A 19,895-nucleotide genomic window follows, 5' to 3' on the forward strand; every position below is an offset into this window, starting at 1 on the left:
ACTCGCGCCGATTATCAGCATCGCCGATGGCGGGCATTCGCGACACTGTGGGGAAAGACAAATCGCGCCGGCCGCACGTCAGCCGGCGTCAGATGCTGATCGGCGCGACCGCCGCGGGCGGCCTTGCGATCGCGTGGAGCCTCTGGCCGCGCGATTATCAGCCGAACCTGACCGCCGCGCCCGACGAGCATGTCTTCAACGCCTTTCTGAAGATCGGCGACGACGGACATGTCAGCGCGGTCGTTCCGCAATGCGAAATGGGGCAGGGCGTCACGACGCTGCTGCCGCAGATCATGGCCGACGAGCTCGGTGCCGACTGGCGGACGATCGCGGTCGAAACCGCCCCGATCAGCCCGCTCTACGCCAATACGCTGCTCGTCGACGAGGATAGCGCGACCTTCACGCCGCGATCGGGCGTCCCCGATTTCGTGTCCGACGTGCGCAGCTGGGCGCGCCGCGAATGGGCGGTGCGCCACGCGGTGATGCTGACCGCGAACAGCTCGTCGGTGCGCATGTTCGAAGGCCCGTGCCGCGCCGCGGCGGCGCAGGCGCGCGCGCTCTTGATGATGGCTGCGGCCGAGCGGTGGGATGCCGACTGGCAGGAATGCGACACGCAGGACGGGTTCGTCATCCACGGCAAGAAAAGGCTGCGCTTTGGCGAGGTGGCAGCCGCGGCTGCGCTACTCGATCCGCCCGCCGAGCCCGTCTATCGCGCGCACAGCCCCGATCCGCTTTATGGCAAGGAGCTGACGCGGCTCGACCTGCCGGCAAAGATCGACGGGTCGGCCAATTATGCCGGCGACATCCGCCTGCCCGACATGGTCTTCGCCGCGATCCGGCAGGGGCCGCTTGGCGCGACGCGGCTCAAGAGCATCGATCGCAAGGCGGGCATGGCCGCGCCCGGCCTGCTGCATGTCGTCACGCACGACCGCTGGGTCGCCACCGTCGCGCGCAACTGGTGGGCGGCGAACCGCGCCCTCGACCGCTTCGCTCCGGTGTTCGAAACCGAAGGCACGCCGGTTTCGAGCGACGGCATCGACGCCGCGCTGAAGGCGGCGCTGAAAGACGACGGCTACCGCATCGCGAGCGAGGGCGACGTGGCCGGGGCGATGGACGGGCGAAAGCCGATCGCCGCCGAATATGCGGTCGCCCCGGCGCTCCACGCCGCCGTGGAAACGCGCACCGCGACCGCCGCCCCCGACCGCGACGGGCTGCGCCTCTGGGTCGCGACGCAGGCGCCCGCCCAGTGCCGCGACGCGGTAGCGCGCGCGACCGGCCTCGCGGCGGCGAACGTCACGCTATTCCCGATGATGGCGGGCGGATCGTTCGACGCCTGCCTCGATCACAGCGTCGCGGTTCAGGCGGCGATCGTCGCGCTGCAGATAAAGCGCCCGGTCCAGCTCGCCTGGTCGCGCGCCGAGGAGATCATGCGCCTGCCGCCGCGCGCGCCGGCCCGCGCGAAACTGACCGCGACGCTCAACGCCGCGGGCGGGATCGACGCGCTGGTGACGCGCATCGCGGTGCCCGCGACCAACCATGAGGTGCGCGCGCGGCTGTTCGAGAATATCCCCGCCGACGAGGCGCAGCGCGCCGCCGCGGGCCGCGCCGACGCCGCTGCGGTCGAAGGGGCGATGACCCGCTATGCGATCCCGCACCGGGCGGTCGATCATTGCCCCGCCGACATCGGGCTGCCCACGGGCCGCTGGCGCGGCAACGCCGACAGCTACACCGCATTTTTTACCGAATGCTTCATCGACGAAATGGCGGCGCGGGCGGGAAGCGACGCGCTCTCCTATCGCATGGCGATGCTCGGCAATGCGCCGCTGCTCGCGCGCTGCCTGCTCACCGCGACCAGCCTCGGCGGCTGGGAAGGCGGCTTGTCGGGGAGCGCGCAGGGGCTCGCCTGCCACTCGATGCGCGGCAGCCATATCGCGCTGATGGCGACCGCGCGGCAGAGCGACCGGGGCCTTCAGGTCGAACAATTGGTCGCGGTCGTCGATGCCGGGCGGCTCGTCAACCCGGCGATTGCGCGCCAGCAGGTCGAAGGCGGGCTGATCTTCGGCCTCGCCGCCGCGGTCGGCGCGACGACCGATTATGAAGGCGGTGTTGCGACCGCGCGCAAACTCGGCCAGCTCGGCCTGCCGCGCCTGTCGCAGACCCCTCGGATACTCGTCGAATTCGTCGAGAGCGACCGCGAACCCGGCGGGCTCGGCGAGGTCGGCGTCCCCGTCGTCGCCCCCGCGCTCGCCAATGCGATGTTCGCCGCGACCGGGCGGCGTATCCGCCGCATCCCGCTGTCGGCGCATCCGCTGTGACCTTGCCGGCCGATCATCCCGCCGTCGCGGCACCGCGCGTCGGTGTGCTGCTCGTCAATCTCGGGACGCCCGACGCGCCCGACGCGCGCTCGGTTCGGCGCTATCTCGGCCAATTCCTGTCGGATCGCCGCGTCGTCGAGATCCCGCAAATCCTGTGGCAGCCGATCCTGCGCGGCATCATCCTTACCACCCGGCCGAAAAAATCGGCGCACGCCTATGCCCAGGTGTGGACCGACGAGGGATCGCCGCTCGCCGCGATCACGCGCGCGCAGAGCGCGGCCATGCAGCGCGCCTTGGGCGACGCTGCGGCGGTGGCTTATGCGATGCGTTATGGTCAGCCGGCGATCGGCCCGGCGATCGATACGCTGGTCGCAGCGGGATGCCGCCGGATATTGGTGGCGCCGCTCTATCCGCAATATTGCGCCGCCACGACCGCGACCGTGGTCGATGCGGTGGGCGATCATCTCAAGACGCTGCGCTGGCAGCCCGCGCTGCGCTTCCTGCCGCCCTATCACGACGATCCCGCCTATCTGAAGGCGCTCAAGGCGTCGGTCGTGTCGGGGCTGGCTGCGCTTGATTTCGTGCCGGATGTGCTTCTTGCGAGCTTCCACGGCATGCCCGAGCGCACATTGCAGCTGGGCGATCCCTATCATTGCCAGTGCCGCAAGACCGCGCGCATGCTTTCGGACATGCTCGGGCGCCCGGTCGAGGTCGCCTTCCAGTCGCGATTCGGGCGCGCCAAATGGCTCGAACCGGCAACCGACAGCCAGCTCGAAGCCTTTGGAAAGGCCGGCAAGAGCGTTGCCGTCTTCGCGCCGGGCTTCGCCGCCGACTGCCTCGAAACGCTCGAAGAACTCGCGATTCGCGGCAAACAGCAATTCGCCGACGCGGGGGGCGGGCATTTCGCCTATCTGCCCTGCCTCAACGCCGAAGCGCCCGGCGTGGCGATGATCGAGGCGCTGGTACGGCGCGAACTCGCGGGGTGGCTCTGACTTTCCCGCATTTGCGGCGCTGCTTACCAACTGTTTAGGACCATGCGCTAACTTGATCCGGCGTGGCGCCAAAAGGGCGCAACCCCCGCGGCATATGGAGACGGTCGATGGACGAGATTCTGACGGCGGCATTGACGCTGGCGGGACTCACGCTGGTATTTGCCGGGATCGCCTATGCCGTCTGGCGATCGCGGCATCCGCGAGCAGCCACGGCGGCGCCCGGTCCCGCGCCCGCGGTGCGCGAATATCGCCTGCCGAAACTGTCGCGCCGGGTGAAGGACGAACCCGACGACGTAGAAATTTCCCCGTCGCGGCTGGCGCGGATCAGCCGCAAGGCGCCGCCCGACATGCCCGCCGAGGGCGAATATGACACCGTGCCCGACGCCGTTTCGCCGGCTGAATCCCGCGAACCCATCGGCGCCGATCTTCCGGCCGCGCCGCCCGTCGCCGTCGAAACGGCGCTCGAAACGATCGCGTCCGACGTCGAGGAAAAGGCGCATCGGACAGAGAGGGCCCATGATGCCGAAGCCATCGCGCTTCGTCTCCTTCCCCAGATTCCCCCGCGCGATGCGATTTCGACCAACAGCTGGCTCGGCGGCCGCCCGCGTCTCGGCGTGGGCATGGAATGGCCCAAAATCGACGGCCAGCCGGCGGACTTTTTGGCGCAGGTCGATTGCGCCGCCCTGCCGCCCGAGCTGTGGGGCGGGCTGGGGCCGCGCGAGGGCGCGCTCGCCTTCTTCATCCATCGCCGCAAGCCCGAAGTGCGCGTCCTCCATCTTCGCGACACCGGCATTCCGTCCCAGCCCCCTTTCACACTCAACGATGCCGAAGGCTGGTTCGGCCCGCATGGCGGACTCGACCTCGGCGATCTCGCCTCCTTCGCGGTCCGCGCCTTTCCCGAATGGCCGGTCGATCTCGTCGCCGTTCGCGCGGGCGATGCCGATCCGCGCGGCGCCGCCGATGCCGATGCGATGGCCGGCGAAGGCCATGCCCGCAGCTATGACATTGCCGATCCCGCTTTCCACCCGTTCGACTGGGGCAGCATGACCGCGATGGTCGCGCTCCTCGAAATGCGGCTAAGCCAGCTCGAAAATGACGCGGGGACAGGCGCCAGCGACGATGGCGCTCCGGATTCCTGTGCCGCGCTCAACCGCGAAGCCTGCGAACGCGCGCGCGAAATCATCGCGATCGTCCACGACAGCGCGGCGCGCGACCCCTTTTCGCCGGGCGACGCGACCGCCGTGATGGCGGCGCTTCACGCCATCCGCTGGGCCAGGACGATTCGCACGATCGACCCCGAAAGCGGCGAGGAGCGTGCGGAGACGATCACGCTGCCGCTGACGACGCATCGCCCCGACGCCGATCTGTGGGTCCACGACTATCAGACGATCCTGTTCGACCGCGCCAAACATGCCTGGTGCGCCAACCCCGACAATCTGTCGGGGCCGGCGCGCGCCTTTTTCGAGCCCTGGTGGCGCGAGATGGCGGTGCGCGAGATCGCGGCGATGGGCGGCGAACCGCACCGTCCCCGTCGCGATGATGACGAAGACCGCGAGGCGGTCCTGCTCGACCTGCCGAGCAGCGGGCTGATGAGCCGGAAATTCGGCGACGGCGACAATCTGGTGGTGACGATCGACCGGGGCGACCTAGCGATCGGGGATTTTTCGAAGGTGCGGGCCCGGCTCGACAGCTAGGTCCTTACCCTGGGGCTCCGACCCTTCGCCCAGCTTCCCGAATAGCTTTGCGATTGACGTTCCGGTCAACTTGCGGCGCTTCGCCCCGCAGCCTAATCATGAAGCGATAACTCTGTGGGAGAGCTGGATTTATGACACGTATAGCAATCGTCACCGGGGGCAGCCGCGGCATCGGTGAAGCGATTTCGCTCAAGCTGAAGGAACAGGGCGTCACGGTCGTCGCCAACTATGCCGGCAACGATGAAAAGGCGCGCGAATTCACCGACCGGACCGGCATCGCCGCGCTGAAATGGGACGTCGGCGACCATCAGGCGTGCCTCGACAATTGCGCCCGCATCGCTGAAGAATTCGGACCCGTTGACATCGTCGTCAACAACGCCGGCATCACCCGCGACGGCACGCTCGCACGGATGAGCTATGACGATTGGGACGATGTCATGCGCGTCAACCTCGGCGGCTGTTTCAACATGGCGAAGGCGACCTTTGGCGGCATGGTCGAGCGTGGCTGGGGCCGCATCGTCAACATCGGCTCGATCAACGGGCAGGCGGGCCAGTACGGCCAGGTCAATTATGCCGCCGCCAAATCGGGCATCCACGGCTTCACCAAGGCGCTGGCGCAGGAAGGCGCGAAAAAGGGCGTGACCGTGAACGCGATCGCGCCGGGCTATATCGATACCGACATGGTCGCCGCGGTCCCCGCCCCGGTGCTCGAAAAGATCGTCGCCAAGATTCCGGTCGGCCGCCTCGGCCAGGCCGACGAGATCGCGCGCGGCGTGGCCTTCCTGTGCAGCGAGGATGCGGGCTTCGTCACCGGATCGACGATGTCGATCAACGGCGGGCAGCATATGTATTGACGATGGCAGGCGCGTAACCAAGCCGTTCGCGCAGCGAACGACGCGGTTAGGCGCCGGTGCCGCAAAGCGGCAGCCATCGGCACGGCCAGCGGGGCGGCGATCCCAGAAGATCGCCGAACCCGCCTGACGGCGGGCGGCGGCTTTGCTGTCGCCAGCAGGGGCGCTACAATCCCGTGATGAGTTCCCCCTTTCACCCCCCCGTCAAACGCTCGGTGACGATCGCGGGCCACCCGACCTCGATCAGCCTCGAGCCGATGTTCTGGGACGCGCTGGAGGCCGAAGCGGCGCGGCAGGGGCTTCCCGTCAACGCGCTGGTCGCGCGGATCGACGTCGAACGGATGGACGCCGACGACCCGCCGAACCTGACTTCGGCGATCCGGCAATGGCTGTGGCGCGGCCGGCCCGGTCAGATCGCGCCGTAGACCGCCGATCCGAACGCCGCCCCCTTGTCGGGGGCATGGTGCAGAAACAGCGACGGCTCGATCAATTCGAGTTCCATGATGTGGAGCGCGCCCGCTGCGTCGCCGACCATGTCGACGCGCGCATAGACTGGCGCGGCGGGCGCGGCCGCCAGTGCCGCCGCCGCAAGAGCCTGCGCCCCATCATTCGCCTCCCACGGCTCCTCGCGCCCGCCGAACTGTTCCTGCACGCGGAAATCGCCCGTTGCGGGGCGCTTGACGATTGCGTGGCTGAACTTGCCAGCGAAGAAGAAGATCGAAAATTCGCCGTGGGTCAGGATGCCCGGCATCAACGGCTGGACGAGGCGGCGCCGGCCGGCGGCATCGCCGGGGATCGGCGCGCCGGGCGCGATGCGGTGCGTCCCGTCCGCCCCGCCCGAAATCGCGGGCTTGATCACGATGTCGTCGGTCCCGAATTCCGCCGTCGCCTTGGCAAGGCTCGCATCGTCCAGCGCCGCGACCTCGACCGTCGGCACGACCGCGACGCCTTTCGCGGCGAGTTCGGCGAGATACGCCTTGTCGCTGTTCCAGCGCAGCACCGGCACCGGATTGACCACGGGCAACCCTTCGCCTTCCAGCCGGTCGAGCAGCGCATACCAGCCCGCGACGTCGCGCTGATAGCCCCAGGCGAAGAGCGGCAGCACCAGATCAAAGCCCGCGAGGTCGCCGGGATCGGTCCACACGCGCGACTCGACGACCAGCCCGGCCGCAGTCAGCGCCGCCGCCTTGCGCGCAAAGGCAGGCTGCCATTTCTCGTCATAATCGGGCGCCGGGGTCAGGATCGCGACGCGCGGCTGAAACGGCATTGAGGGAGCTTTCCTGAAGCCCCTCCCCTTCAGGGAAGGGTGGGTCTCTTATCGCGCCAGCAATCCGCGTGCCTGCCCGGCGATATGCGACAGCATCGCGCCGTTCGGGTTCGGGATCATTCGCGCGCGGTCGACGGTGCTGCGGAACTGTTCGACGCGCGGTGCATGGTCGGCGAGCCATTTGGTCACCGCGGCGTCGAGGTCGCCCTTCGGCAGCCCGCCAAGGAATGCCAGCCGCATCTGCTGGAAATCGCGCGCGAGGCTGTTGACGAGCAGCCGTTCCCACGGATCGGCGGGGCTCATATGCGCCGCCAGCGTTTGCGCCCAGTCGAGCCCCAATGCCTCGCCCAAATGGGTGAAGGCGCGTGTCACCGCGACCTCGTCGTCGCCGCGCCGCTCGGCGAGGTCGACGATGCCGATCGCGCCGTCGGTCTTGAACAGGCGGACGACCGCGGCGGTCAGCGTTTCGGGCGCGCCGGCATCGAGCAATTGCTGTGCGAGCATGTCCCACTGGCGCTTGACCGAGGGGCTGAGCAGCGCATCGACGCCCGCGGTCAGGCGGTCGACGCCCGGTTCGAGCCGCGCCACGACCGGCCCGGCCTGCGACAGCGTCTGGGTGACGCGCAGCAGGTCCGCCATCTGCGAAGCCATCGCCGACGCTGCCTGCGCGAAAAGCGACAGGCGAACGCCCTCGTCGATCTTCGCCTCGTCCAACGCGTCCCAGATCGCCGGCATTTCGAGCAGGCGTTCGACCGCGACGAACGCCGCGGCGATGTCGCCGAGCGCGCAGCCTTCCTCTTCGACCAGCTCGAACGGATGGACGATGCCCATGCGGTTGATGATGCGGTTCGCGATCTTGGTCGCGATGATCTCGCGGCGCAGCTGGTGGTCGGCGATCGCCTGCGCAAAGTCGCGCTGCATCTCGGCGGGGAAGGCCGCGGCGAGGTCGCTCGCCAGCGCCGGGTCGTCGGGCAGGTCGCTGTGCTCGATCGCATCCTGCAGCGCGAGCTTCGCGGTCGAGAGCAGCACCGCGAGTTCGGGGCGCGTCAGTCCGCGCCCTTCGCCTGCGCGGCGCAGCAATTCGTCGTTCGCCGCCAGCCCCTCGACCTTGCGGTCGAGCCGGCCCGCACCCTCGAACGTTTCCATGATCCGCACCAGCGACGGCACCGCGGCCGATCCGCCCTTTTCGGCAATCGACAGCGCGAGCGCCTGCAGCCGGTTGTCCTCGAGCACAAGCTCCGCGACATCGTCGGTCATCCGCACGAGCAGCGCGTCGCGGTCGTCCTGCGACAGGCGCCCTTCGGCCATCTCGCGATTGAGCGCGATCTTGATATTGACCTCATTATCCGAACAGTCGACGCCCGCGCTATTGTCGATGAAGTCGGTGTTGATCCGTCCGCCCTTGGCCGAAAAGGCGATGCGCGCCGCCTGCGTGACGCCCAGGTTCGCGCCTTCGCCCACCGCCTTGACGCGCAGATCCTCTGCATCCACGCGCAGCGCGTCGTTCGCGGGGTCGCCGACCTCGGCATTATTCTGCCCCGCCGCCTTCACATAGGTGCCGATGCCGCCGAACCACAGCAGGTCGACCGGCGCCTTCAAAATCGCCGAGATCAGCGAGCTTGGATCGATTTCGGAGACCGAGAGGCCGAGCAACGCCTGCACTTCGGGGGAAAGCGGAATGCTCTTCTGGCTGCGCGGGAAAACGCCGCCGCCCTTCGAGATCAGCTTCTTGTCATAATCCTCCCAGCTCGAACGCGGCAGGTTGAACATCCGCTCGCGTTCCTTCCAGCTCTTCGTCGGATCGGGATCGGGGTCGAGGAAGATGTGGCGGTGATCGAACGCGGCGGTCAGCTGGATCGCCTTCGACAGCAGCATGCCGTTGCCGAACACGTCGCCCGACATGTCGCCGCAACCGACGACGCGGATCGTATCGGTCTGCACATCGACGCCCATTTCGGCGAAGTGGCGCTGGACCGACAGCCATGCGCCCTTGGCGGTGATGCCCATCGCCTTGTGGTCATAGCCTTTCGACCCGCCGCTCGCGAACGCGTCGCCGAGCCAGAAGTCGCGCTCCATCGCCAGCGCGTTGGCGACGTCGGAGAAGGTCGCAGTGCCCTTGTCAGCGGCGACGACGAAATAGGGATCGTCGCCGTCGAGAATCGCCACGCCCTTCGGGTGCACGACCTTGCCGCCGACGAGATTGTCGGTGATCGACAGCAGCGATCGGATGAAGATGCGATAGCATTCGGTGCCTTCGGCGAACCAGGCATCGCGGTCGAGCGCCGCGTCGGGCAGCGCCTTGGGATAGAAGCCGCCCTTCGCGCCGGTCGGCACGATCACCGCATTCTTCACGCGCTGCGCTTTCATCAGCCCGAGGATTTCGGTGCGGAAGTCGTCGCGGCGGTCGGACCAGCGCAGCCCGCCGCGCGCGACCGGGCCGGCGCGCAGGTGGATGCCCTCGACGCGCGGCGAATAGATCCACACTTCGCGCCACGGCAGCGGCTTGGGAAGGCCGGGGATCAGGCTCGAATCGATCTTGAACGCCAGCGCCTCTTCGGCCGCGGGCGCGAAGGCGTTGGTGCGCAGGGTCGCGCTGACCACGGCATGGAACAGGCGCAGGATGCGGTCCTCGTCGATCGATTTGATGTCGGCGAAATCGGCGAGGATCTCGGCTTCGAGCGCTTCGGCGCGCTTCGCATCGCGCGCCTTGGGGTCGTGGAGCGCGCGGAAGCGCTCGATCAGCGCGGAGGTCAGCGCGGGCGCGTGACGCAGCGCGCTGACCACCGTGTCCATGCCATAGGCCGAACCGCCCTGACGCAGGTAACGGAACCAGGCGCGCAGCCAGACGATCGCGCCCGGGTCGGTCTGGTTGGTGAGCACCAGTTCGTTGAACGCGTCATTTTCGGCGCGGCCGTCCAGCACCGCGGCGATCGCGCCTTCGAGCACCTCGGCGTAGGGAAGCAGCGCGAGTTCGTCGACATTGGCGGGCAGGCGCAGCGTGAAGTCGTGGATCACGATCGGCGGTTCGTCATCGCCCTCGGTGCCCGGCGCGCGCGTCTGGCCGAGCGTCGTGGGGATTTCCTCGAGCACCTGGAAACCGAAATGTTCGAGCGCGGGGACGACGTCGGAGAGGGCGAGCGGACCCGCCGCGCTATAGACCTTGAGCCGCAGCCGGTCGTCGCCGTCGAGGGTCTTGCGCGCCAGACGCACGCTGCGCGGATTGTCCGCGTCGAGATCGCGCAGGCGCAATATGTCGCGCGCCGCTTCTTCGGGGTTATAGAGGTTTCGGTAATTGGGCGGAAAGGTCGCCGCAAAACGCGACGCCAGCGCCGCGGCGCGGCCCGGGTCGCCGCGCTTCGCCAGCGCCGCCTCGACCTCGGGCTGCCAGCCGCGCACCATCTGTTCGAGCTGCGCGTTGAGCGCTTCGGTGTCGGGAACGACACCGCCGCTGCGCAGGTCGAGCGTGTAGCGCAGCAGCGCCGCGCCGCCATCCTCGAGCACCATCGTCCAGCCGATGACGCCGGCTTTCGCTTCGCGCACCAGCATCGCCTCGACCGCGATGCGGCGTCCGGTCGATACCTCGTCGCGCGGCAGCCAGACGAAGGCGAACAGATGCCGGCCGAGCGCGCTGCGCACCATCACCAGCTTCGGCCGGGGCCGGTCGGTGATCGACATCGAGGTCAGCACCAGTTCCTCGAGCGAGGCGCTGTCGAACGCGATCAGCAAGTCATGCGGCAACGCGGTGAGCGCATGGGCGAGCGCCTTGCCCGCATGGCCCGAGGGATCGAAGCCGAATTTTGCCATCAGCGCATTGAGCTGCGCGCGCAGCACCGGGACCTTCGCCGGCGGGGTCGACAGGGCCTGGCTGGTCCACAGGCCGGCGTGGATCGACAGCCGTTCGACTTTCTTGCCCTTCAGTTCGGGAACGACAACCAGATCGAGCAATACGCGGCGGTGGACCGCCGATAAACGGTTCGACTTGATCAGCAGCGGCGTGTGCCCTCCCTTGTCGAACCAGGCGAAGGCGGCATCGAGCGCGGCGGGCGACAGGAGCTGGCCGTCGCTGCTGTCGCTGATGCCGAGCGGATCCTGAACCTTGCCATCGCGCGTGCGCCATTCGTGGCCGAGCTGGGTCATCGACCCGCCTTCGAACCAGCGCAGCAGCTCGGCGCCTTCGCCCTCGACGCGCATCGCGGCGTCGGCGAGCATCGCCGCGCGCATCGCGCGCCAGTCGCGCACCGCGGCGCGCACGTCGCGCAGCGCCGCTTCGAGCCCGTCGAGCAGGCGCCGGCGCGCGCGCGCATCGCCGCGTTCGAGCTCCATATAGATGACCGACTCGCGCGCGGGGCCTTCGCCCGCTTCCTGCAAATGGCCCTTCGCATCGCGCTTCACCGCGACGACGGGGTGGAGGATGCGGTGAACGACGAGCCCCTGCGCCGCGACCGCCTGCGACGTCGAATCGACGAGGAAGGGCATGTCGTCGTTGATGATGGCGAGCCGCATCCGGCGATCGGTGCCGTCGGCGGCGATCGGTTCGAGCAGGAGCGACGGGGTTTCGGCGGCGCGGTCGAGCGCGGCGCGCGCGGCGAACTGGCTCGCGTCGCTGAGCGCGGCCTTGTCCATATCGTCGCCTTCGCCGGGCAGCGCGCTGCCGGCGAGCGCGGCCAGATAGGCGGCGGCGACTTTCGGCGGGATTTTGACGGTGGAGGGGGTCGGCGTGTCCGTTTCCGGCGTGTCGGACAGTTTCTGAGACATAAAATGCAGCATCCCGAACCAAAAGAGGGGGATCCCAGCCGACGATCGGCGGGGGTCCGTTCGCTGCCGCCTCCTATGCGCCTCAGCGCGCCGTGGCTCAAGGCCTCGTTCGGGGTCCCGCGTAAAAATATTTCAATTTTGGGGTTGTCTGTTGCGTGAACGCTCTCAGCCGTTCCGCGGTCAGGTGCCGGGGGTGATGGCGATCGCCCTTTTCGCCAGCTTGGCGACGAGCGCCGGATCGTCGGCCGCCTTGGCGACGATGCCGATATGGCCGCCGGGCATCGCGCGCGCGATCAGCACGACGAATTCGGCGTCGCCCGCATCATGTTCGAGGATCAGCGCGGGCTGCGCGCGGCGAAGCGCTTCGAGCTTCTCATCCGGCCGCTCACGGCTGTCGGCCGGCTTGCGGCGTGCGCGCGCGTCCTTGACGAGACCCTTGAGCCCGCCCGGATAGCGATCGAGATAGGCGGCAAGTTCGCCGCGGCCGACCGCCTCGTCCTTGGCGTGACCGAGCACGCAGGCATATTCGGCGAGCCGCGTCTTGTCATAGGCCGCACCGAAAACCAGCTTCACGATCGGCGTCATCGGTGCGCGGTCCTGCACCGCCAGCCCGGCGTCGTCGAGCAACGCGGCGAAGGCGTCGGGCTGCTCCTCGGCCGCCAGCGCGAAATCCCACGCCTTGCCGACCGCCTGATAGAGCGCGCCGCGACTCCGGCTGTCGGCGGCGACCGCGCGCTCGGCGGTTTCGCGCGCCAGCGCCAGCCAGTCGGCGAGTTCGGCATCCGTGCCGGGATCGGCCGGCACATCGCTGTCGGCGGGACTATCGGCGAACAGGTCGCCGTCGCCCTGCAGCGCGGCAAAGCCGGGGGCGGCGTCGGCCGCGACCTCGTCGCCCAGATGGCCCGAGTCGGGGCCGTCGGCCCACACCGGCACCGGCGCGGTCAGCGGCGCGGCGCTACGCAGCGCCTGTTCGACCGACAATTGCAGTTCCTCGGCCTGATCGGCGGGCGCGGCTTCCTTCCAGTTGATCACGCCCATGATGAAATCGATCGTGTCGTCGTCGGACGAGAAGGGCAGCAGGATGCCGCGGTACATGATCGTCGCGCCGCGCTCGCTTTCGAACTCGGCCTCGAAGCCGATCGGGGCGCGGTTGGCGATGATCTGCAGATAATGGTCGGTCAGCCGCGAGAGCAGCGAACGCCCTGGAATCTGGCTGATATAATGGACATCCTCATCGATCTGCGACTCGGTGCGCAGCGTCTCGCCGATATAGGCCAGGCCCGGATTTTCGACGCCCGCGGTGAAATCGAGCAGAACCGAATTGGGTCCGAAATCGGCGCTTTCGAGATCGAGGTCCTCGACCGACGGATAAGCGCGATCGGCGAGCAGCGACGCCCAGTAATTATAGGCCCGGACCTGCATCCGCCGTTCATCGACGCCGACCGACGCGGGCGCATCGATCGCCCCATCCTCCTGGTCGTGGCTGCCCGAAAGCAGTCCGCGCATGCTGTCCATCATTCATCCCCAGCCATAAGCATTGGTAAATGCTATGCACCAGGACTGGTAAAAGCGGCGTAAACGATGGTGGGGCGCGACCCGCGGGCCGCGCGGCCTTAACTCGACCAGCCCCCCGCAAGCGCGCGGAACAGCGCGACCTGGCGCCGCGAGATCTGCCCGTCCTGCGCCGCGAGCACCGCTTCGGTCTCGGCAAAGGTGCGCTCGGCGTCGAGCCATTCCAGCGAATCCGACGCGCCTTCCTGCCGCTTCGCGCGCACGATTCGCGCCGCGCGCTCGGCCTGGTCGCGCGCCGCGCGCAGCGCCTGCCGCTGTTCGAGCGAACGGGCATAGGAGGAGAGCGCCGTCTCGGTTTCCTCGAGCGCGCGCAGCACCGTGCCGTCGAACTCGGCGAGCGACGCCTGCGTATCGGCTTCGGCCGCCGCGATCCGCGCCCGCGCGGGCTCCTGGTTCGGGAACGCCCAGTTGAGCAAGGGGCCGAGCAGCCAGCGCAGCGGCCCGCCGCCGAACACGTCGCCAAAGCCCGTGCCGGTTGAACCGGCCGAACCGCCCAGGGTGATTCGCGGATAGAGGTCCGCGGTCGCGACGCCGATGCGCGCGGTATCGGCGGCAAGGCGGCGCTCGGCGGCGCGAATGTCGGGACGGCGCTTCAATAGCGCCGCCCCATCACCGACCGGGATGGGATCGGTGATTTCGAGGCTGATATTGCGGTCGGCCGCGATGGCCGGCAGCGCGGCAGGAGCACGACCGGTCAGAGTCGCGAGGCGGAAAAGCGCCGCCTGCCGTTCAGCTTCGATGGAGGGGATGTCGGCTGCCCGCTGGTCGCGCAGCGTCGTGATGCGCGCGAGGTCGAGCCCGGTCGCCATGCCGACCTCCTTGCGGCGCTCGGTCAGCTTCACCTGCTGGTCGAGCAGTCCGACGATGCGTCGCGCGACGTCGAGCCGCGCCGCGCCCGATGCGGCGTCTGCATAGGCTTGCGTCGTGTCGGCGGCGACGATCACGCGCACCGCGTCGGCATTGGCTTCGGCGGCTTCGGTATCGCCGCGCGCGGCCTCGATCGAGCGGCTGACGCGGCCGAACAGGTCGACCTCGTACGAAATGTTGGCGCCGACATCGACGGTCCAATCCTCGCGATCGGCGCCGGGGAGGCGCTGGCCTTCGGGATTGCGGCCGTAATTGGCACCGGCGCCGATCTCGCCTTGCGGCAAACGATCCGACCGCGCACCGCGCAGCGCGGCGCGCGCCCTGGCGATATTCGCCACCGCGACGCGCACGTCGGTGTTGTTGGCAAGCGCGTCGGCGACGAGGCCGTCGAGGACGGGATCGTCATAGAGGCGCCACCAGTCGGCTGCGACCGGGGCGAGCGACACCGCGGGACCGTTCGCCGAAACGAACGGGCCGGCAGCGGCAGGCGCCGAAGCCGATTGCGGCGCCTTGTAGTCGGGGCCGACGGCGCAGGCGGCAAGCGCGAGCGCCGATGCGGCGGTGAGGATATTGCGGAGCATCATGGTCTTTCTCCCTATTCCGCCGGCACGGGCAGCGCCGCGCCATGGTCGCCCGCGCCGCGCTTGCGGCGCGCGGCGAACCAGTCGCCGAGCGCGCGGCAGACGACGTAGAAGGTCGGCGTGAAGATGAGGCCGAACGCCGTCACCCCGAGCATCCCGAAGAACACCGCGGTACCGAGCGCCTGGCGCAGCTCCGCTCCCGCGCCGGTCGCGATGAGCAAAGGCACCGCGCCGAGGATGAAGGCAAAGCTCGTCATCAGGATCGGGCGCAGGCGGTCGCGCGCGGCGCGCACCGCGGCGTCGATCGGCGACAGCCCATCCTGTTCCTCGGCCTGCTTGGCGAATTCGACGATCAGGATCGCATTCTTCGCCGCGAGCGCGATGAGCACGACCAGCCCGATCTGCGTCAGGACATTATTGTCCATACCGCGCAGGTTCACGCCGATCATCGCCGCGAGCAGACACATCGGCACGATCAGGATGATCGCCAGTGGCAGCACGAGGCTCTCATACTGCGCCGCGAGGACGAGGAAGACGAACAGCACCGCGAGCGCGAAGACGATTCCCGCGGTGTTCGCTGCCGCCTTTTGCTGGAAGGCGATGCCCGTCCATTCGGTGCCGTAGCCCGCGGGCAGCGATTCGCTCGCCAGCTTTTCCATCGTCGTCAGCGCCGCGCCCGAAGATGCGCCCGGCGCCGTGTCGCCGTCGATCTCGACCGCGGGGAAAAGATTGTATCGCGTCACGCGATACGGCCCCGTGCGGTCCTCGAAATTCGCGACCGAGCCGATCGGCACCATCGCGCCCGAATCGGACCGGGTCCGCAGGTTCGCGATGTCGGCGACGCTCTGGCGGAAGGGCGCGTCGGCCTGCGCGGTGACGCGATAGGTGCGACCGAGCAGGTTGAAGTCGTTGACGAACGCCGAGCCAAGATAGACCTGCAACGCTTCGAACACGCGTTCGGGCGGCACGCCGAGCGCATTCGCCTTCGCCCGGTCGATGTCCGCGAAAACGCGCGGGTTCGTGGGATCGAAGAAGGTGAAGACATTGGCGAGGCCGGAGGTCTGGTTCGCCTTGCCGATCAGATTGTTCGACTCGGTCGCCAGCGCCGCATAGCCGTGGCCGCCGCGATCCTGAACGACCATCCGGTAGCCGCCCGCCGACCCGATGCCCTGGATCAGCGGCGGCGGGATGATCACGATCTGCGCCTCGGTGATGTCGGCGGTGCGCTTGCGCGCCTCGTTGATGATGTCGTCGAGCTTGACGCCCAGCTTCTTGCGCTCCTCGAAGGATTTTAGCGGGAAGTAAGCGGCGGCCGAATTGGGCGCGAGCGTCTGCGACGGGCCGTCGAAGCCCGCGAGCATCACCGATCCGAGCACGCCGTCGACGGGCAGCACGCGCCGCGCGACCTTTTGCAGCACCGCGTCGGTGCGCTCGACCGAAGCGCCCGAGGGCAGCTTGGCGACGACAAGGAAATACCCCTGGTCCTGCGCTGGTATGAAGCCCGTCGGCGTCGCCCAGAACAGCCCCGCGGTGGCGGCGATCAGCCCCGCATAGCTGACCATCATCTTCTTCGGCGCGCGCACGAGCCGGCCGGTCAGCCGCGCATAACCATCACTCATCCGCTCGAACGCGCGGTTGAACGCGTCGCCCGCGCGGCGGAGCATCTGCATGCCCTTGCCTTCGTTCGCGGGCGCCGAATGGCCGCGCAGCAGGATCGCCGCGAGCGCGGGCGACAGGGTGAGCGAGAGGATCAGCGAGATGATCGTCGCGGTCGAGATCGTCACCGCGAACTGCTGGTAAAAGGCGCCCGACAGCCCGGTCAGGAACAGGGTCGGCACGAACACCGCGCAGAGCACGAGCACGATGGCGACGAGCGCCGCCGACACCTCGTCCATCGATGTGCGCGCGGCTTCGAGGGCGCTCATGCCCTTTTCAAGATTGCGTTCGACATTCTCGACGACGACGATCGCGTCGTCGACGACGATGCCGATCGCGAGCACCAGCCCGAACAGCGACAGATTGTTGAGGCTGTAGCCGACCGCCGCGAGCACCGCGAAGGTGCCGATCAGCGACACGGGGATCGCGAGCACGGGGATGATCGCCGCGCGCCATTTCTGCAAGAAAACGAGGATCACGATCACGACGAGCACGACCGCTTCGAGCAACGTGTCCATCACCGCGTCGATCGACTGGGCGATGAATTCGGTGGGGTTGTAGATGACGCGATATTCGAGGCCCTTGGGGAAATTCTTCGACGAGGCCGCCATTTCGGCCTCGACCGCTTCGGCGGCGGCGAGCGCGTTCGAACCGGGGCGCTGGAACACCGCCATGATGACCGTCGGGTCGCCCGACAGATAGGTGTTGCTGTTATAGTCCGACGCGCCCAGTTCGACGCGCGCGACGTCCGACACGCGGACCTGCCGCCCGTCGGCATCGCTGCGGATGACGATGTTGGCGAAATCCTTGGGATCGGAGAGGCGGCCCTGCGTTTCGACGTTGAGCTGGAAATCGCTGCCGTTGGCGTACGGGGGCTGGCCGAGCGTCCCCGCGGCGACCTGGACATTCTCGCGGCGCAGCGCGGCGACGATCTCGCCCGCCGTCAGGTCCAGCGCGGCGGCGCGGCCGGGGTCGATCCACACGCGCATCGCATAGTCGCGGCTGCCGAACAGGCGCACGTCGCCGACGCCGTCGATACGCGAGAGCCGGTCGCGCAGCTGGGTCAGCGCATAGTTGGAGATATAGGCGCGATCGAGCGACTTGTCGGGCGAAACGAGGTTCACCACCATCAGGAAGTCGGGCGACGTCTTGCGCGTCACGACGCCCAGGCGCTGCACCGTTTCGGGGAGGCGAGGGGTCGCGATCGCGACACGGTTCTGCACCAGCACCTGCGCGGCGTCGAGGTCGGTGCCGATCTTGAAGGTGACGGTGATCGTGACATTGCCGTCACCGGTCGACTGGCTGCTCATATAGAGCATATTGTCGACGCCGTTGATTTCCTGCTCGATCGGCGCCGCCACCGTATCGGCAACGGTTTCGGCCGACGCGCCCGGATAGCTGGCCGACACGGTCACCGTCGGCGGGACGATGTCGGGATATTGCGACACGGGTAGCCCGATATAGGCGACCGCGCCGACGATGGTGATGATGACGGCGAGCACGGCGGCGAAGATCGGCCGGTCGATGAAGAAGCGTGATAGGCGCATGGGAGAGCCCCTGTCTGGAAAATCGAAACGGAGTCGGAACCTCAATCCCTCACGTCATCCCGGCGAAGGCCGGGATCTCGACGTTGAGGATGAACGCACCGTGGAGATCCCGGCCTTCGTCGGGATGACGAATAAGCTATTTCGCGAAGGTCGCCTGCGCCGACACCGGTTCGTTCGGACCTGCCGGCGCCTTGTCCGGCGCATCGGCGGCGATCTTGCCCGCCTTGGTCACCGCCTTGGTGCCGGGACGCGCGAACTGGTAGCCGTTGATGACGACGCGATCGGTCGGCGTCAGGCCCGACCGGATGACGCGCAGGCCATCGACATCGGGACCGATCTCGACCGGCTTCGCGGCAACCATGCCGTCCTGGCCGACGACATAGACGATCTTGCGCGCCTGGTCGGTCTGCACCGCGGCGGCGGGGACGAGCAAGGCGTGCGCCGTCCGGCCGGTCGACAGGCGCATGTTGCCGAACATGCCGGGGGTCAGGAACATTTCGGGGTTATCGAAGCGGCCGCGCGCGCGGATCGTGCCCGACCGCGGGTCGAGCCCGTTGTCGGTGAAGTCGAGCTGGCCCTTCCAGCGATAATCGCTTTCGTCCTGCAGCCGGACTTCGACGTCGGCGCCCTTGTCGCCACCCTCGCGCTTGGTCTTGAGGAACAGCGCTTCGGACCCCTGGAAGGTGAAATAAATGGGGTCGAGCGCATTGATCGTGGTGAGCAGGGTGCCGCCGGCATCGCCCGCCGATACAAGGTTGCCCGCGTCGATCTGACGGTCCGAAATCCGGCCGCTCAGCGGCGCGCGAACCGTGGTGAATTCGACGTCGAGCGCGCGCGCCGCGATACGGGCATCGGCACCGGCGAGTGCGGCGTTGGCCGCATTGACGCGCGCGCGCAGCCGGTCGATCTCGCTCTGGGACACCGCCTCGATATCGACGAGGCGGCTTGCGCGGTCGAGTTCGAGCCTGGCGAGCGCAAGGTCGCTGCGCGCGCTCGCCGCTGACGCGCGCGCTTCGGCGAGCGCGGCGCGATAGGGGCGCGGATCGATGGTGAAGAGCGGCTGGCCTTTGCGGACGATCTGCCCGTCGGTGAAGTGGATCGCGGTGATCGCGCCCGAAACGCGCGGGCGCACTTCGACCGCCTTCGACGCTTCAAAGCGGCCGATATATTCGTCCCATAGCGTGACGTCGCGCGCGATCGGCGCGGCGACGGTCAGCACGGGCGCGGGCGCGGCGGTGGCCTGCGGCGGGCCGTCGCGCAGCAGCCACCAGGCGCCGACGATCAGCACGAGGAACGCGCCGATCCACGCGGCGCGGCGGCCGCGTCCGGGATGGAGCAGGGTCCTGAGTTCGCGGCGGACCTTCGCGTCTGCGGGGTCGAGCTTTTCGATCGGGGTGTGGACGGTCATGGAATGCCCTCTTCTTTTCGTTCGTTTCGGCCGCCCGCGCCCCGGGGGAGGGGAGGGGGGCGCAGGCGGCCGGTGCCGGAAGCGCATGCCTCCGGCTGGTGTCGCAATTGGTCCGTGTTGCCGGAGTGCCTCTGCGAAGAGACGACCGCTCCGTCCCGTCACACGCATCCCATGCGCGCGCGGGGTCCCTGTTTATATCTTGCGGGCGAACGCCACCGGGCGCCCGACCGGAGCAAGACCCTCTCCCGGGAAATGATTCGATGGTGACAGTTCCGGCCGCCGCACGCTCTTTGTCATGTGGCGGCCGGTCTCGGGGGAGAGCCTCTTTGTATACTGAGTGGTATATAAGTCATGTTGCGCTGCGTCAAGCGCATTCTGTACCGGGCAGTA

At 68.3% G+C, this 19,895-nt stretch carries 11 protein-coding genes; 5 read left to right on the forward strand and 6 right to left on the reverse strand.

Translation table 11 applies throughout. The features are described from left to right. The first annotated feature begins 26 nt into the window (after positions 1-26). The 5 genes from HDC29_RS13255 (at position 27) to HDC29_RS13275 (ending at position 6,277) form a co-directional block, all read left to right on the forward strand. Complete coding sequence (locus tag HDC29_RS13255) at positions 27-2,315, forward strand: xanthine dehydrogenase family protein molybdopterin-binding subunit (RefSeq protein ID WP_179498272.1); 2,289 nt, start codon at positions 27-29, stop codon at positions 2,313-2,315. Next, a complete protein-coding gene (gene hemH, locus HDC29_RS13260) occupies positions 2,312-3,307 on the forward strand; it encodes a ferrochelatase (protein WP_179498273.1) in 996 nt (331 codons plus the stop codon). Before HDC29_RS13255 ends, hemH begins: the two co-directional genes overlap by 4 nt. Positions 3,308-3,414: 107 nt before the next feature. Beyond that, positions 3,415-5,001, forward strand: coding sequence for a DUF1963 domain-containing protein (locus HDC29_RS13265; RefSeq protein WP_179498276.1), 1,587 nt, complete (start codon positions 3,415-3,417; stop codon positions 4,999-5,001). Between the two features lie 131 nt (positions 5,002-5,132). Further along, positions 5,133-5,855: an acetoacetyl-CoA reductase gene (gene phbB / locus HDC29_RS13270; protein WP_179498278.1), complete on the forward strand. Its 723-nt coding sequence runs from the start codon at positions 5,133-5,135 to the stop codon at positions 5,853-5,855. 176 nt (positions 5,856-6,031) lie between these two features. After that, the gene (locus HDC29_RS13275) at positions 6,032-6,277 is read left to right on the forward strand and encodes a ribbon-helix-helix domain-containing protein (RefSeq protein ID WP_179498918.1); all 246 of its coding nucleotides are present in this window, start codon (positions 6,032-6,034) and stop codon (positions 6,275-6,277) included. On the opposite strand, the gene HDC29_RS13280 is transcribed toward HDC29_RS13275, so the two are convergent. The 6 genes from HDC29_RS13280 to HDC29_RS13305 form a co-directional block, all read right to left on the reverse strand. Beyond that, positions 6,262-7,119: a RimK family alpha-L-glutamate ligase gene (locus HDC29_RS13280; RefSeq protein ID WP_179498280.1), complete on the reverse strand. Its 858-nt coding sequence runs from the start codon at positions 7,117-7,119 to the stop codon at positions 6,262-6,264. The genes HDC29_RS13275 and HDC29_RS13280 overlap by 16 nt on opposite strands. A 48-nt stretch (positions 7,120-7,167) precedes the next feature. Beyond that, the gene (locus HDC29_RS13285) at positions 7,168-11,874 is read right to left on the reverse strand and encodes an NAD-glutamate dehydrogenase domain-containing protein (RefSeq protein WP_179498282.1); all 4,707 of its coding nucleotides are present in this window, start codon (positions 11,872-11,874) and stop codon (positions 7,168-7,170) included. A 180-nt stretch (positions 11,875-12,054) separates the two neighbouring features. Next, on the reverse strand, positions 12,055-13,389 hold the full coding sequence (locus HDC29_RS13290) for a hypothetical protein (RefSeq protein ID WP_179498920.1): 1,335 nt from the start codon (positions 13,387-13,389) through the stop codon (positions 12,055-12,057). Between the two features lie 98 nt (positions 13,390-13,487). After that, positions 13,488-14,894: an efflux transporter outer membrane subunit gene (locus HDC29_RS13295; protein ID WP_179498922.1), complete on the reverse strand. Its 1,407-nt coding sequence runs from the start codon at positions 14,892-14,894 to the stop codon at positions 13,488-13,490. Positions 14,895-14,908: 14 nt separating this feature from the next. Next, positions 14,909-18,097, reverse strand: coding sequence for an efflux RND transporter permease subunit (locus HDC29_RS13300; protein ID WP_179498284.1), 3,189 nt, complete (start codon positions 18,095-18,097; stop codon positions 14,909-14,911). A 136-nt stretch (positions 18,098-18,233) separates the two neighbouring features. Further along, positions 18,234-19,505, reverse strand: a complete 1,272-nt coding sequence (locus HDC29_RS13305; RefSeq protein ID WP_179498286.1) for an efflux RND transporter periplasmic adaptor subunit — start codon at positions 19,503-19,505, stop codon at positions 18,234-18,236. Between the last annotated feature and the right edge of the window lie 390 nt (positions 19,506-19,895).

It is taken from the genome of Sphingopyxis sp. JAI108 (assembly GCF_013410105.1).
Lineage (GTDB): Bacteria > Pseudomonadota > Alphaproteobacteria > Sphingomonadales > Sphingomonadaceae > Sphingopyxis > Sphingopyxis chilensis.